Consider the following 15206-nt stretch of genomic DNA (forward strand, 5'->3'; position numbering starts at 1 on the left):
GCCGCCGTGACCGTTGCCGCCGGTGCCGCCGTTGCCACCTGTGCCGTCACCGCCGAAATTGCCGTTGCCGTCACCGCCGAAGTTGTCGTTGCCGTTACCGCCGAAGTTGTCGTTGCCATTGCCACCGAAGTTGCTGCCGCCACTGTTTCCGCCGCCATTTCCGCCGTTGTCTCCGCCGCCGTCCCAGGCGACGGCCGCGGGGGCGGCGAGCGCGAGTGCGGCGACCGCGGCGGCGGAGACCGCCAGGGTGCGAGAGTTGCGCATGTGATCCTCCGCGGAAGGCGCCCCGGGGCCCGTCCCCGGTCGATCGGCGAGAGAGCACCTCCCGGAACGACCCTCAGACGCCGTGCGCGCGCCCGCATTTCGGCGATGGTCCGTCCTGGTGAGGCAACACGCCGACAGGAACCGCATAATCGGATATTGCCGCAGGTCACGGACCGTCAGAAAATTCCTGTTCGGCGCTACTCGGATGGCGCACCGGACGACCCACCGCATAACCCGTTCGTCGCTGCCCCGTCGCCGGTTTCGCGCGCGGCATTTAGCGTTCTCGTATGCGCGAAATGACGTGGCGACGGCCGCGTCGAGAGGGGATGGCGAATGTCTGCGTCCGAGCTGGCGGCCGAACTGGCCGAAGAGGAGGAGCGGCGGAAGAAGCGCGCCCCTTGGGGCGTGATAGTGCTTGTTCTGCTGACCGGCCTCGCGCTCATTCGCAACGGATCCGGGGAGTTCGACGTGGGTCCGCCGCAGCCGGCGTCCGCGGCGGCAGCCGACAGCCGCACGGCGCCGGGCGGCACCTTCGGCCGGGCCCCGGACCCGCTGCCGCACTCCGTGCCGGACCGCGTGCGGATCCCGTCGATCCGGGTCGACGCGCCCGTGTTGCCCGTCGGACTGGACGCGGAGGGCTGGGTGGACGCGCCGCCGCCCGAGGACCCGAATCTGGCGGGCTGGTTCACCGGCGCCGTCTCCCCCGGGGAGAAGGGCACCGCGGTCGTCGTCGGGCATGTCGACAACCAGCAGGGGCCCGCCGTGTTCTACGGCCTCGGAGCCCTGAAGAAGGGAAATCACGTGGAGGTCGCCCGCCAGGACGGCAAGACGGCCGCATTCGAGATCTACGGCATCGAGGTGTTCGAGAAGAACAACTTCCCGGGCGACCGCGTCTACGGCTCCAAGGGCACTGCGGAATTGCGGGTCATCACCTGCGGCGGCGGATTCTCCAAGCAGAACGGCTACGACGGGAATGTCGTCGTCTTCGCCCGCCTGGTCGAGGTCCGCTGAGCGTCTCCCGGCCGGGCGGGCGAGAGCCCGTCAGGCGTACTGCCGTCGGGGGACGGTGACGTGGTAGCCGGCGTCCAGCAGCTGGGGCAGATAGTCCCGCAGCGCGTGGACGCTCTGGGAGCGGTCGCCCCCGGCGTCGTGCGAGAGCACCACGACACCGGGGGCGGCCCCGTTCTCCACCCGGCCGACGATGGTCCGGGTGCCGGGGGTGGTCCAGTCGAGGGTGTCGACGGTCCAGGCCAGCGGCTCCATGCCGAGTTCGGCGCCGAGCTGGAAGGCGTTGCGGTTCCAGGCGCCGTAGGGCGCGCGGAACCACTGGGGGCGTTCGCCGTACGCCTCCTCGACGATGTCGCAGGTGCGTTCCATCTGGGAGCGGATCTGACCGCGGGTCAGCCGGGTCAGCAGGGGGTGGGACCAGGTGTGGTTGCCGACGACATGGCCTTCCTCGGCCATCCGGGCCAGCAGGTCCGGGCGGGCGGCCGCCATCTCCCCGCAGACGAAGAACATCGCCCGTACCTCGTACTCGGCGAGGGTGTCCAGGATGGCGGGCGTGTAGCGGGGGTCGGGGCCGTCGTCGAAGGTCAGCACCATGGTCCGGCCGCGGCCGGAGACCCGTAGCAGCGGGGTGCGGCGGACGAGGGTGCGGCGGGGCGTCGCCTGGGGCGGGCCGTAGCCGGTCAGGGGCTGGAGTCGGTAGGTGGAGGGCTTGAGCGGGCGGCGCGCCTGGGAGCCGGCGGCCGGGGTGGCGGTGCGCCTGACCGGCTCGGCGTCTCCGCCGAGCACGAACAGCCCGGCGGTGCCGGCCGCTCCGACGGCGGCGGCGCCGGAAAGCAGGGCTCGGCGGCGTGTGAGCAGCCGGGTGAGCAACTGATCCTTCTGCATGAGTCATCAGTCGCCCGGCCGGGCACCGACGCACCACGACGACACCTCAGCGGCGGCAGAATTCCACCCGTCCGGCCCATGGCGGACCGTCAGCGGCGGCGCACCAGGGGGAACGGGAGCGTCTCACGAATCGTCAGGCCGGTGAGGAACATGACCAGCCGGTCGACGCCGATGCCGAGGCCTCCGGTGGGCGGCATGGCGTACTCCAGGGCGTCCAGGAAGTCCTCGTCCAGCTCCATCGCCTCGGGGTCTCCCCCGGCGGCGAGCAGCGACTGCGCGGTGAGCCTTTCGCGCTGTTCGACGGGGTCGGTCAGTTCGGAGTAGGCGGTGCCGAGTTCGGTGCCGAAGGCGACGAGGTCCCAGCGTTCGGCGAGCCGGGGGTCGGTGCGGTGCTGCCGGGTGAGCGGGGAGACGTCGGTCGGGAAGTCCTTGTAGAAGGTCGGCGGCCCGGTGCGCTCCTCGACCAGGCGCTCGTACATCTCCAGGACGACGTCGCCGTGCCCGTCGTCGGCGGTGTAGGGGACACCCGCGCGGTCGCAGTGCCGGTGCAGCCGGGTCAGTTCGGTGCCGGGGTCGATCTCCTCGCCGAGCGCCTCGGAGATCGCGCCGTAGACGGTCCTGACCGGCCAGGGCCCGGAGATGTCGTACTCGGTGCCGTCCTTGCGGGCGACGGGGCTGCCGAAGGCGGCGGTCGCGGCGCCCTGGATCAGCTCACGGGTGAGGTCGAGCATGACGTCGTAGTCGGCGAGGGCCTGGTAGGCCTCCAGCATGGTGAACTCGGGGTTGTGCTTGTAGGAGACGCCTTCGTTGCGGAAGGTGCGGCCCATTTCGAAGACCTTCTCCAGGCCGCCGACGCACAGCCGTTTCAGATACAGCTCGGGCGCGATGCGCAGGTACAGGTCGAGGTCGTAGGCGTTGATGTGGGTGGTGAAGGGGCGGGCGTTGGCGCCGCCGTGGATCTGCTGGAGCATCGGCGTCTCGACCTCCAGGTACCCGCGCTCCAGCAGGCCCTGGCGCAGGGCCTGGACGACGGTGGAGCGGGCGCGGACGACCTCGCGGGCGGCGGGGCTCGCGACGAGATCGAGATAACGCATCCTGACCTTGGCCTCGGGGTCGGTCAGGCCCCGGCGCTTGTCAGGCAGCGGGCGCAGGCACTTGCCGAGGAGCTGCCAGGAGGTGACGAAGACGGTGGGCTCGCCCTTGTCGCTGAGGCCCGCGCGGCCGGTGGCGGTGACGAGGTCGCCGATGTCGGTGTCGGCCCGGAAGCGGTCCAGGCCGCCTCGGTCGCGGGTGAGGGCGAGTTGGTGGTCCCCGGACCAGTCGCGCAGCCGGACGAAGACGATGCCGCCGAAGTCCCGGACGAGCATGACCCGCCCGGCGACGGTGACGTCCTCGCCCGTGCGGACTTCGGCGAGGGCGTGGGTGCGGGCGGGGACGCCGACCGGGTAGGGGTCGGTGCCGGCGGCGCGCAGCCGCTCGCGTTTGCGGTGCCGGACGCGGACCTGTTCGGGCAGGTCCGCGTCCGGCTCGGCGCGCCCGGCCTCGTCCCCTCCGTCGAGGCCGAGCGCCGTGGGTGCGGGCAGTGCCGCGGTGGTCGCGGGGCGCGGGCCGCCCTTCGGGTGGCCGTTTCCCCAGAGCTTGCGCAGGGACGGTACGGAGACGAAGCCCTCCGCGACGGCCGAGGCGAGGCCGGTCCGGGCGAGGGAGGCGGCTTCGCCGTAGCAGATGAAGCGGGGGCACCACTGAGGGCGGTACTTGGCGTTGGAGCGGTACAGGGCCTCCAGTTGCCACCACTTGGAGAGGAACAGCAGCAGGTGTCGCCACAGGCGCAGGACGGGTCCCGCGCCGATGCGGGCGCCCTCCTCGAAGACCGAGCGGAACACCGCGAAGTTGAGGGAGATCCGGCGGATGCCCAGCCTGGGGGCGGCGGCGCACAGTTCGGTGACCATGAACTCCATCACGCCGTTGGGGGCGCCCCGGTCACGGCGCATCAGGTCGAGGGAGACGCCCTCGCGGCCCCAGGGCACGAAGGAGAGCAGGGCGAGCAGCGCGCCGTCCTCGTCGAGGGCTTCTACGAGGAGGCAGTCGCCGTCGGCGGGGTCGCCGAGGCGGTCCAGGGCCATGGAGAAGCCGCGTTCGGTCTCGGTGTCGCGCCAGGCGTCGGCCCGGTCGACGATCCGTTCCATCTCCGCGTCGGTGAGGGTGGAGTGGCGGCGGATGCGGCAGGTGGCACCGGAGCGGCGCACGCGGTGCGCGGCCTGCCGGGTGACGCGCATGTCGCGGCCGTTCAGATCGAAGTCGGCGACGTTCAGGATCGCCTCGTCGCCGAGTTGGAGGGCGCCGAGCCCGGCGCGGGCGTAGGCGGTGGCGCCGTCCTCGGAGGCGCCCATCACGGCGGGCGCCCAGGCGTGGCGGCGGGCCAGGCCGAGCCAGGCGGCGATGGCGTGCGGCCAGGCCTCGCGGTCGCCGACCGGATCGCCGCCGGCGAGACAGACTCCGGTCTCGACGCGGTAGGCGACGGCCGCCTTGCCGCTGGGCGAGAAGACGACGGCCTTGTCGCGGCGGGTGGCGAAGTAGCCGAGGGAGTCCTGCTCGCCGTAGGCCGCGAGGAGGGCGCGGATCCGGGTCTCCTCGTCGTCGTGCAGGGCCGCTTCCAGGCGCTGGGAGCGGAAGAGGGTGGCGGCGGCGTTCAGCAGGGCGAGCGCGCCGAACAGGCCGAGCAGGAAGTACAGGAAGCGGGGCGGGGTGCCGTCGTAAGTGCCGCCGGAGACGAGTCCGCCGCACACCCGGTCCGCGGCCCAGGCCGGCCGCTGGCCGGGCGGCAGGGTGCCGGGGAACAGTTCGACGAGTCCCCAGCCTATGAGGATGCCCAGGGCGAGCCCGGCGCACAGCACGGCGAGCGCCCGGCGTACCGCGGCGCGGCGGGAGGCGGCGTAGAACTCGCGGCGGGCGGCGATGAGCAGGGCCAGCGCAAGGGCGCACACGACGAGGGAGGGGATCGAGTCGGCGTACTCGCCGAGGGCCGCGCCGAGGGCGTCGGCGAGGACCAGCAGGCCGAGGTAGACGACGACCAGCCACCAGGCGACCTTCTTGCGGGCCGCCGTCGCCGCGGCGAGCAGGAAGAGGAAGACGGCGTAGGCGAGGTTGGCGCTGACCGGGACGATCAGCAGGTCCAGGACGCGGACGACCGGGCGGAGCAGCCGGCGCAGCGGCGGGACGAGCGCGAGCAGGACGCAGAGCAGTCCGAGGGCGCCGAAGAAGGCGGCGAAACCTTCGGGGACCTTGCCGAGGAGGCCGGTGCCGGGGGGCCGTATCGGGCCCGCGGCGTCCTTGGCCGGAGCGGCCTCCACGGTGGCATGCATGGTTCCGACTGTAGGAAGAGCCGGGCGTCCTCGCCCGTCGAGCGTCCCCGCACCGGCGGGACCTGGGGGTTCCGATAGCCTCGGCGCCGTGACGGAACAGCACGCGCACCGCTTCGAGCGGGGCACGGACGGGCCGAAGGTCATCGTGGTCGGGGTGGACGGCTCCGACTCCTCACTCAGGGCGGCGGCCTACGCGGGTGGACTCGCCCGGCGCCAGCACGCCCTGCTCGCGGTGGTGTACGTACAGCCGGTGATGTCGGCGGGCGCGGCGGTCGGGGCGCCGGTCGCCGAGGTGACCGACGAGATCGCGGAGGATCTGGTGGCACAGATCCGGGAGGCGACGGAGCGCACGAAGGGGATATTCGATGTGCGCTGGGAGTTCCACACCTTCCGCGGCGACCCGTACGGCGGCCTGGTGAAGGCGGCCGACGACCTCAAGGCGGACGCCGTGGTGGTCGGCGCCTCGGAGCAGGCCGGCCACCGGATCGTCGGCTCGGTGGCAATCCGGCTGGTCAAGGCCGGGCGCTGGCCGGTGACCGTGGTGCCCTAGGGAATTCGGGCACGCGAGGTCTCTTCCGCCTCCGGCGTCCCTGGAGCCGGGCGGGCGAGGGCATTCTCCGCCGCAAACCCATCGAGCACATCGAGGAGACGGAGGTCGGCGAGGGCACCCGGCTGGATCGCTCGCTGGGGCTGTGGCAGCTCACCGCGATCGGGGTGGGCGGCATCATCGACGCCGGGAATTCACCTTGGCGGGCACGGTGGCCAACGGCACGGCGGGCCCCGCGGTGCTGGTGTCCTTCCTGATCGCCGGTGTGGCGAGCGCGGCGGCCACGCTGTCGTACGCCGAGTTCGCGGGCCTCATCCCGAAGGCCGGGTCCGCGTACACCTACGGCTACGCGGTGCTCGGCGAGCTCGCGGGCTGGTTCATCGGCTGGGATCTGCTGCTGGAGTACACGGCGATCGTGGCGGTGGTCGCGATCGGCATCTCCGGCTACTTCAGCTTCCTGATCGAGGACATGGACGCCACGCTGCCCGACTGGATGCTGGGCGCGCCCGGCACCGGCGACGGCCACCGGGTCGACCTCTTCGCGGCCGTCCTGTGCCTGCTCATCGCCTACCTGCTGAACCTGGGCATCAAGAACGCGGCCCGCTTCGAGACGGTGGTGGTGATCCTCAAGGTCCTGGTCGTCCTGCTGGTCATCGCGGTCGGCGTGTTCCACATCGCCACCGCGAACTACGACCCCTTCTTCCCGTACGGCGTCGGCGGCGCGTTCACCGGGGCGGCGACGGTGTTCTTCGCGGTCTTCGGCTACGACGCCATGTCGACGGCCGCCTGTCTGGTGCTGACGGGCATGCAGGACTACCGGGACATCGACAAGGAGAGCGGATTCTCCACGGCGTTCAACTCGGTGGGCCTCGGCGGACTCGCCGACGTGATCGCGGTGGGCGCCATCATCGGCATCCTCACGGTGATGTTCACCTTCATGCTCGGCGTCACCCGGGTCTGGTTCTCCATGTCCCGGGACGGGCTGCTGCCCGCCTGGTTCGCGAAGACCCACCCGACGCGGCATGTGCCGACCCGCGTCACCTGGATCGCGGGGGTGGCGTCGGCCGCCATCGCCGGATTCCTGCCGATCGGCGAGGCGGCCGAACTCACCAACATCGGGATCCTGTTGGCGTTCGTGGTGGTGTGCGTGGCGGTGATCGTGCTGCGCTACCGGCAGCCGGAGCTGCCACGGACCTTCCGTACGCCGTGGATGCCGTTCGTGCCGGCCGTCGGAGTCGTCTTCTCCATCTGGCTGATCACCTTCCTCCAGTGGCAGACCTGGGTGCGGTTCGCCGTGTGGTTCGCGCTGGGGCTGGTGATCTACTTCGGCTACTCGTACCGGAAGTCGGCGCTGGCGAGGCGTTAGAGGGAGCGCAGGAAGTCCAGCACGACGCGGTTGAAGTCGTCGGGCTTCTCCATATTCAGGTAGTGGCCGACTCCTTCGATGGTCCGTGTCCGCCCGTGCGGGACCGCCTGGGCGAGACGCTCGGCCGCGTCGAGCATGTCGGCGGGTTCGAGGGTGCCGTTCAGCGCGAGCACGGGCACGTCGATCTTCGCCAGCCGGGGCCAGGAGTCGGTCACCCGTACATGCCAGTCCTTCTCGCCGGGCGTGTGCTTGGAGATGGTGTGCAGGGCCAACTCCCTGAGCCGGTTCAGGATGTCCGGGTCGATGTCCGCTGCGCTCCGGTGTTCGCCCGGGACGACCCGCAGGAAGGCGGCGAGCCAGCCCTCGATGTCGCCGGCGCCCAGGGTGCGCGCGTACTCGGCCTGGATCTCCTGGGTCCAGGGATCCTGGTACTGGTGGTCGCCGGTCGCGGCACCGCAGGTGACCACGGCGCGGACGAGTTCCGGGTGCTCCAGCACCGTGTCCGTGGCGATCACCCCGCCCATCGACACGCCGACCAGGACCGCGGGCCCCACGTCGAGGTGGCGCAGCAGGCCGGCGAGGTCGTCGGCCCAGCGGAACGGCTCGCTCGCGTTGGCCGAGAACCCGTGGCCGCGTACGTCCGGCGCGATCACCCGGTACCCGGCGGCGAGGGCCGGTATCTGGTCCGCCCAGAACCGGTGGTCGACGAATCCGCAGTGCAGGAGGACCACCGGGTCCCCGGAGCCGGTGTCGAGGTAGGCGAGGTCACCGTCGGCGGACGGGAAGAAGCGAAGGTCCGAAGCAACAGTCATGACAACTAAGGTGTCATCTTCTGGTCGGTTTGACAACCCAGTTGTCATCATGGGTCGGTGCATGATGTCCCGGTGAACGACAACGACGCCCCACTTCCCCCCGACGAACTCGGCCACCACGTCTCCGAGGTGTTCGATCTGATCGGCGCGCTCTACCGCCGCGGTCTGCGCAAGATCGAGCAGGGCGAACAGGTCGAGGGGGTCTCCGTCGGTGTGCGCTCCGTCCTGGTGCTGCTGCGCAGGTACGGGGCCATGACAGTGCCTCAGATGGGCCGGATCATGGCGCTGACCCGGCAGTTCGTGCAGCGCATGGTCAACGACGCGGTGGCCGGGGGCTGGGCCGAGGTCACGCCCAACCCTGCCCACCAGCGCTCCTCGCTGATCCGGATCACGGCCACGGGCGAGGCGCTGATCGACGCGATCCTCGCGCGCGAGCACGCCCTGAACCGGCAGGTCGGCGGCGAGCTGACCGAGGCCGAACTGCGGGCGTGCAAGCGAGTACTGAAGGAGATGCTGAAGACCTTCGACCACGTGGACATGGACTGATCTACTCCCCCATCACCAGCCCGTCCTGCTGGGCACCCCGGCTGAACACCACGTCCCGGATCCGGTCCCGCACGCCCTGGACGTCGGCGCCCTGTTCGAGGGCCTGGTTGAGGTTGACGGCCCGCCCGGCGTCGATGTCGAACAGCTGGGGGACGAATTCGGCCTTGGTCACCTTCCAGCGCCCGCCGGGACGCCCCGGCGGGGCGAAGGTGAAGCGGCCGATCGTGGACTGGTTCCCGCGCGGGTCGGGGCTGCCCTCGTGGTTGTACATCTGACCGGCGATCTGGTCACCCATGCCGTAGATCACCCAGGTGCCGTTGACCTTCTCGTAGGCCTGCGGGACATGCGCGTGGGTGCCGAGGATCAGGTCGACGGCGGGGCGGTCACCGGTACGTGCGGCGGTCAGCGAACGGGCCAGCGTCAGCTGCCGCTCGTCGGGCTCGTCCTGCCATTCGGTGCCCCAGTGCAGCGATACGACGACCACGTCGGCGCCCGCCCGGCGGGCGGCCCGGGCGTCGGCGAGGATCCGGCCCTCGTCGATCAGATTGACGGCCCAGGGCTGCCCGGGCGGGAGCGGGTAGCCGTTGGTGTCGTAGGTGTAGGCGAGGTGCGCCACCTGCGCCTGGCCCGCGCGCAGCACGGTGACCGCGCGTGCCTCGGCCTCCGCGCGGGCGGTCCCGGCGTGCCGTACGCCCGCCCGGTCGAGGGCGTCCAGGGTGCGGCGGATACCGTCGGCGCCGTCGTCGAGGCTGTGGTTGGAGGCGGTGGAGCAGCCGTCGTAGCCGGTGGCGGCGAGGCCCGCGGCGGCCTCGGGCGGGGACTTGAAGGCGGGGTAGCCGGTGTAGTCGCCGTACTCGCCGTAGACGGTCTCCATGTGACACAGGGCCAGGTCGGCGCGGCTGACGAGGGGTTTCACCCCGGCGAACATGGGGCGGAAGTCATAGCCCTGGCCGCCCGCGTCGAACCGGGCGCGGTCGATGATCGAGCTGTGCGGGAGGACGTCGCCGGAGGCGACGAGGGTGAAGCCGCCGGAGCCGGTGGCGGACGGGGCGGGGCGTCCCGGGGACTCGTGCCGGTCGGCCTGACAGGCCGCACCCGCGGCGAGGAGGACCGTGAGGACCAGGGCCACCTGTCGACTGCGTGCGATCATCACTCACCCCGATGTAGTCGTATTTACACATCAATAGGTAAGAATCCGCACACATCAGGAACCGGTTCCGACACGCCCATTAGCCCGTCCGGCCCCACGCGAACGGTGGCCGAGACCGTTCGTCGAACCGTTCGTCGACGCGATCGACCGTCCGTCGCAGACCCGTGTGCGCGGCCTGTCCTCGAACGGCGCCCTGCGATGCCATACGGCCATGACGGCCGGAACCACTGTGATGAACGGGACGACCGCCGAGCACGAGCTCGCCGCACTGCAGCGCGAGCACGGCCGGCCTCTCTTCGCGCTGCTGCTCAGGCTCTGCGACGGAGACCGGCAGCGCGCCGAGGATCTGGTGCAGGAGACCCTGGTCCGGGCCTGGCAGCATCCCGAGGCCCTGCGCGCCGACGACTTCGACTCCGTACGGCCCTGGCTGCTCACCGTCGGCCGGCGGCTCGCGATCGACGCGCGGCGGGCCCGGCAGGCGCGGCCTGCCGAGGTGGGCGACGCGATCCTGGAGAACGCTCGGGTGTGCGCCGATCATGCCGAACGAGCGGCCGCGACCCTCGATGTGCGCAAGGCTGTGAAGACACTCACTCCGGAGCACCGTGAAGTCCTGGTGCTGGTGTACTTCCAGGGGGCCAGTGTGGCGGAAGCTGCGCAGACCCTCGGCATCCCGCCCGGTACCGTGAAGTCCCGCGCGTACTACGCGCTGCGCGCCCTGCGCCGGGTGCTTCCGGGATACGCGGCCGACCTGCGGTGAAACCGACGGTCGGGTCAAACCTCCGTAAAGCGCCTTGCCGTGGACCATGGTTGAGTAATCGGCTGTCTTCATCCGTGTTCCGGACTGGGACCCCGGATCGGGCGACGCGTACGCACCGGAGGAAGGCAGGAAGGGATGCTGCACAGAGGCCAAGAGAGCACGGACGGCACCGGCGGCGGTGAACTGACCGTCCCCATGGCGTGGTTGTACGCCGAGTACATCGCCGACGAACTGCTGCGGACCGGCGATCTGATGCCGCCGACGTCCTTCGAGTTCCGCGCCGGGCGGGACGCGCTGGCGCTGACGATCTTCCTGTCCGACACCGGGGGTGAACTCAACGGCATCCGGGTCGTCTCCCAGCTCGACACCTGGCTGTCGCTGACGGCGTACGACCAGCCGTGGCAGGACTGGGTGCGCGAACGCATGGCGAAGCTGGCCGCCGAGGCCATCGGCTCCGGCGCCCCCGCGCCCGATCTGGACCTCGCCGAGGCGGCCTGGCGCTGGCTGGAGGAGACCGAGCTGCTCGCGCCGGATCTGAACGCGGTGCCGGGCGGCGGCGCGTTGGGGAGCGAGGACGAGGGGCCGAAGGTGTGGACGCCGGCGTGGCAGCTGGGGCTGCCGCTGGGGCACTTGGCGATCCACCTGTTCTAGGCGCACGTGTCCGGCGGGGCTGTCCGGAAACTTTTCCGGTACGGGACCAATCCGCCGCCACGGCCGCTCCGAATCACTTGGTTGCGATTCTGTGTGGGGCTTGAGTGATTCGGCTGTCCGGTGCGTACGGGTGGGAGCAAGGAGTAACCCACCCCGCACCCAACGGCACGAGGATTCCGCATGAGGTCCCTGGAGAGGCATCGCGACGTCGCCGCGTACGCGCTCGGCGTGCTGGACGAGGCGGACGCCTTCCGCTTCGAGGATCACCTCATGGAGTGCCCCAGTTGCGCGGCACACGTGACGGAATTCGGGCCTGCGACACGGCAGTTGATGCTGTACCGGCGGGCAACTCCCCGCTTCGTGCACCCGATGGCCAAACCCGGCCCCCGGCTGCTGGACCGGCTGCTGGGCGAGGTGGCGGTGCGCAACCGTACGGGCCGCAGGCGCCTGCTGTTCGGCCTGGCCGCGTCGGCTGCGGTGGCGCTGGCCGCACCGGGGATCGCGATGATGGCCAAGGACGGCGACTCGACGGCGCGACGGATCGAGGCCACCGACGAACGCTCCGGAGTCTGGGCCCAGGTGACGGCCGAGAACGAGCCCTGGGGCACCCAGGTCGAACTGAAGGTCAAGGACGGCGCCGGCCCCCGCGCCTGCCGCCTGATCGCCATCGGCCGCGACGGCTCGGAACAGATGATCACCAGCTGGACGGTGGCCCACCACGACGCCCGCGAGAACACGATGATGGGCGCCGCGGCCTTCCACGCCGACGAAATCGACCACTACGAGGTCCGCACGGCCGCCGGCGAACACCTGGTGACACTGGGACCGAGCTGACCGGCTGACTCAGGGGCTCAGCGATCAGGCCGGGCGGTTCACCAGGGCTACTTCAGCAGCCGCGACATCCTCCGGTCCGCGAGCGGCTTGCCGCCCGTCTGGCAGGTGGGGCAGTACTGCAGGGAGGAGTCGCTGAAGGAGACCTCGCGGATGGTGTCGCCGCAGACCGGGCAGGGTTCGCCGGTGCGGCCGTGGACGCGTAGGCCGCTCTTCTTCTCTGCCTTCAGACGGCCCGCCGCCAGGCCCCGGGAACGGTCCACCGCTTCCGTCAATGTCGTGCGCAGGGCCTGGTAGAGGGTGCTCGTCTCCTCCGGGGTCAGCTTCGCGGCCAGCTTGAAGGGGGACATCTGCGCCGCGTGCAGGATCTCGTCGCTGTAGGCGTTTCCGACCCCGGCGATCAGGGACTGGTCTCGCAGGGCTCCCTTGATCTGGCGGCGCTCGTCCTTCAGGAGGGCCGCCAGGCGGGCCTCGTCGAAGTCGTCGGCCAGCGGGTCCGGGCCCAGGCGGGCGATGCCGGGAACCTCCTGCGGGTCCTTCACGACGTAGACCGCAAGGCGCTTTTGCGTACCCGCCTCCGTCAGGTCGAAGCCCTCGCCGGTCTCCAGGGCCACCCTCAGGGCCAGCGGGCCCTTGCCGGGTCTGGGTGGGCCGTCGGGGAGGCGGTCCTTCCAGTGCAGCCAGCCCGCGCGGGCGAGGTGGGTGATCAGGCGGGGGCCGTCCGCCGTCTCCAGGTCCAGGAACTTGCCGTGCCGGTGCACCGCGGTGACCTCGTGGCCCTCGACGGCGGCCAGGGGTGGGTCGTACGTCTTCAGGACGCTGATCGCCACGGGCAGCACCCGGACGATCTCGTGGCCGACCAGGTGCTCGGTGAGGAAGTCCTTGAGCGCTTCCACCTCGGGAAGTTCCGGCATAGGTCCAGAGTGCCACCGGGCGGCTCAGTGCCGCTCCGGGACCACGAACTCGCACCACACGCACTTGCCGCCGCCGCGCGCCTCCACTCCCCACACGTCGGTGAGCAGCTCGACCAGGAGCAGCCCCCGCCCGGACACCCCGTCGTCGCCCGCCTCGCGGCGCCGGGGCAGGGCGCTGGAGGAGTCCTCGACCTCCACGCGCAGCCGCCGGTCGGTGCCGGTGAGAACCCGCAGGGTCACGATCGCGGAGCCCTCGGTGTGCATCAGGGCGTTGGTGATCAGCTCGTCGGCGACCAGTTCGATCTCGTCGGCCCGCTCGCCCGAGCCCCAGGCGCGCACGGCGGCGCGGATCATGTGCCGGGCCTGGGTGAGGGCATCGGGGTCGCCCGGCGCCACATGCTGCTGGAGCCGTCCGCCGGCCTGCGGGGCGGCCAGGCCCCGGCGGCGCAGCAGAAGCAGGGCCACGTCGTCGTCACCGCCCCGCTCCTCGGCCATATCGATCAGCCGGTCGGCGAGTTTGCGCACGTCGTCCGGGCCGTCGGAGACCAGCGCCGTGAGCGTCTGCATGCCTTCGTCGAGGTCGAAGCCGGGCTGTTCCACCAGACCGTCGGTGCACAGCAGCAGGGTGTGCCCGGGGTCGAGTTCGAGGGTGCGCACCGGGTACTCCAGGCGCCCGAACTCGGCGGACAGACCGAGCGGCAGACCGCCCTCCACGGCCACTCGCCGGCAGGTGCCGTCGGGCTGTCGTAAAAGCGGGTCGATGTGCCCGGCGCGCACCGCCTGCACCACTCCGGTGGACAGGTCGGCCTCGGCGTACAGACAGGTCGCGAACCGGTCGGTGTCCAGCTCGTGGAGGAAGACGGAGGCGCGGGCCATCACCGTCGCCGGGGTGTGTCCCTCGGCGGCGTAGGCGCGCAGGACGATACGGAGTTGGCCCATCACGGCGGCGGCGTGGGTGTCATGGCCCTGGACGTCGCCGATGACCGCGCCGACCCGTCCGCCCGGCAGCGGGATCAGGTCGTACCAGTCGCCGCCGATGTCCCGGCCGAGGGTGCCCGCGGCGGTGCCGGCCCGGTAGCGGACGGCGACATCGGCGCCGGGGACGCTGGGGATGGTGCGCGGCAGCATGGCCTGCTGGAGGCCGGTGGCCAGGTCCTTCTCCTGCTCGTAGAACATGGCCCGCTGCAGGCTCTGGGCGATGCTGCTGCCGAGGGCGACCAGGACGTTGCGCTCCTCGGAGGAGAAGCCGCGCCGGTCGCTGTAGAGCAGGCCCATCGCGCCGATCGGCCGGGCCTGGGCGATCAGCGGCAGATAGGCGGCCGAGGTGATGTCCAGATCGGTGATGTGCGGCCACAGGATGGGGTAGCCGTCCGCGAACTCCTCCGGTGACTCGATGAACCGCGGGGTGAGGGTCCGTACGACCTCGCTCATCGGGTACGGCTCGTCGATGCCGGTGACCCGGGTGCCGGGGACGAAGCTGCCCGCCGGGCCCTCGGCGATCAGCCGGATGCGGCCCGCCTCGACCAGTCCCATGACCAGGCTGGTGGCGCCCAGATGGGTGAGGCCGTGGGTGTCCTTCAGTACGTCGATGACGTCCTGCACCGTGCGGGCGTGTGCCAGCGCGGCGGTGGTCAGCTCCACGACGTTGGTCTGCTGGCGGCGGGCCTCGGCCGCCTCGGCCCGGTCACGGCGTGCCGCGCTCTCGCTCAGCTCCTGGGTGGCGTCCCGGACGATGCCGATGATGCGGCGCGGGCGGCCCGTCTCGTCGCGCCGGATGTAGCCCTGGGTGTGGGTCCAGCGCAGGCTGCCGTCGCGGCGGCGGATGCGGAAGTAGGCGCCGTAGTTCTCGCTGCCGTCCTTCATCGCCTGGGCGACCAGGGTGTCGAGGCGGTACCCCTCCGTGCGCGGCACCCGGACGGCGAGGCTCTCGGGGTGGCCGTCGAATTCGCCGGGGCGCAGGTCAAAGACCTCGTGGGCCTGGGCGTCCATATGGAACAGACCGCTGTCCAGGTCCCAGTCGAAGCTGCCCATGCGGTTGAGCGCCAGGATCGGCTCCGGGTGGGCGGGCCAGTCGTCCGGGAGTGACAGGGCGCTCGCTCCCCGATCAACCATG

12 protein-coding genes and 1 pseudogene are annotated in these 15206 nt (G+C 71.3%); 7 read left to right on the forward strand and 6 right to left on the reverse strand.

Annotated elements, in window-relative coordinates:
- Positions 1-597: 597 nt before the first annotated feature.
- Entirely contained in the window at positions 598-1275 is a 678-nt protein-coding gene (locus tag H4N64_RS19380) for a class F sortase (protein ID WP_186283622.1), read from the forward strand.
- 30 nt (positions 1276-1305) lie between these two features.
- On the opposite strand, the gene H4N64_RS19385 is transcribed toward H4N64_RS19380, so the two are convergent.
- The gene (locus tag H4N64_RS19385; protein ID WP_186283623.1) at positions 1306-2157 is read right to left on the reverse strand and encodes a polysaccharide deacetylase family protein; all 852 of its coding nucleotides are present in this window, start codon (positions 2155-2157) and stop codon (positions 1306-1308) included.
- Between the two features lie 89 nt (positions 2158-2246).
- Positions 2247-5519 carry a bifunctional lysylphosphatidylglycerol synthetase/lysine--tRNA ligase LysX gene (gene lysX, locus H4N64_RS19390; protein ID WP_186283624.1) on the reverse strand — a complete coding sequence of 1091 codons (3273 nt, stop codon included), beginning with the start codon at positions 5517-5519 and terminating at the stop codon, positions 2247-2249.
- Positions 5520-5607: 88 nt separating this feature from the next.
- Here lysX and H4N64_RS19395 point away from each other — a divergent pair, with 88 nt between their 5' ends.
- Together H4N64_RS19395 and H4N64_RS19400 are read left to right on the forward strand one after the other, a co-directional pair.
- Positions 5608-6069 carry a universal stress protein gene (locus H4N64_RS19395; protein ID WP_186283625.1) on the forward strand — a complete coding sequence of 154 codons (462 nt, stop codon included), beginning with the start codon at positions 5608-5610 and terminating at the stop codon, positions 6067-6069.
- Between the two features lie 62 nt (positions 6070-6131).
- A pseudogene (locus tag H4N64_RS19400) lies at positions 6132-7432 on the forward strand (amino acid permease).
- On the opposite strand, the gene H4N64_RS19405 reads toward H4N64_RS19400, so the two are convergent.
- A complete protein-coding gene (locus tag H4N64_RS19405) occupies positions 7429-8244 on the reverse strand; it encodes an alpha/beta fold hydrolase (protein WP_186283626.1) in 816 nt (271 codons plus the stop codon). The pseudogene H4N64_RS19400 and the gene H4N64_RS19405 overlap by 4 nt on opposite strands.
- 72 nt (positions 8245-8316) lie before the next feature.
- Here H4N64_RS19405 and H4N64_RS19410 point away from each other — a divergent pair, with 72 nt between their 5' ends.
- Positions 8317-8790, forward strand: coding sequence for a MarR family transcriptional regulator (locus H4N64_RS19410; RefSeq protein ID WP_186283627.1), 474 nt, complete (start codon positions 8317-8319; stop codon positions 8788-8790).
- Between the two features lies 1 nt (position 8791).
- On the opposite strand, the gene H4N64_RS19415 is transcribed toward H4N64_RS19410, so the two are convergent.
- Complete coding sequence (locus tag H4N64_RS19415) at positions 8792-9940, reverse strand: CapA family protein (RefSeq protein ID WP_186283628.1); 1149 nt, start codon at positions 9938-9940, stop codon at positions 8792-8794.
- A 211-nt stretch (positions 9941-10151) separates the two neighbouring features.
- On the opposite strand from H4N64_RS19415, the gene H4N64_RS19420 reads away from it, so the two are divergent.
- The 3 genes from H4N64_RS19420 to H4N64_RS19430 all read left to right on the forward strand — a co-directional run bounded on the left by H4N64_RS19420 (position 10152) and on the right by H4N64_RS19430 (position 12182).
- A complete protein-coding gene (locus tag H4N64_RS19420; protein WP_186283629.1) occupies positions 10152-10697 on the forward strand; it encodes a sigma-70 family RNA polymerase sigma factor in 546 nt (181 codons plus the stop codon).
- Between the two features lie 135 nt (positions 10698-10832).
- Entirely contained in the window at positions 10833-11348 is a 516-nt protein-coding gene (locus H4N64_RS19425) for a hypothetical protein (protein ID WP_186283630.1), read from the forward strand.
- Between the two features lie 180 nt (positions 11349-11528).
- The gene (locus H4N64_RS19430; protein ID WP_186283631.1) at positions 11529-12182 is read left to right on the forward strand and encodes a zf-HC2 domain-containing protein; all 654 of its coding nucleotides are present in this window, start codon (positions 11529-11531) and stop codon (positions 12180-12182) included.
- A gap of 47 nt (positions 12183-12229) precedes the next feature.
- On the opposite strand, the gene H4N64_RS19435 is transcribed toward H4N64_RS19430, so the two are convergent.
- The gene (locus tag H4N64_RS19435) at positions 12230-13093 is read right to left on the reverse strand and encodes an Fpg/Nei family DNA glycosylase (protein WP_186283632.1); all 864 of its coding nucleotides are present in this window, start codon (positions 13091-13093) and stop codon (positions 12230-12232) included.
- Positions 13094-13117: 24 nt separating this feature from the next.
- A complete protein-coding gene (locus H4N64_RS19440) occupies positions 13118-15205 on the reverse strand; it encodes a SpoIIE family protein phosphatase (protein ID WP_186283633.1) in 2088 nt (695 codons plus the stop codon).
- Position 15206 lies beyond the last annotated feature (1 nt).

The sequence above is a fragment of the Streptomyces cupreus genome, from assembly GCF_014257025.1.
GTDB classification, from domain to species: Bacteria; Actinomycetota; Actinomycetes; order Streptomycetales; family Streptomycetaceae; genus Streptomyces; species Streptomyces cupreus.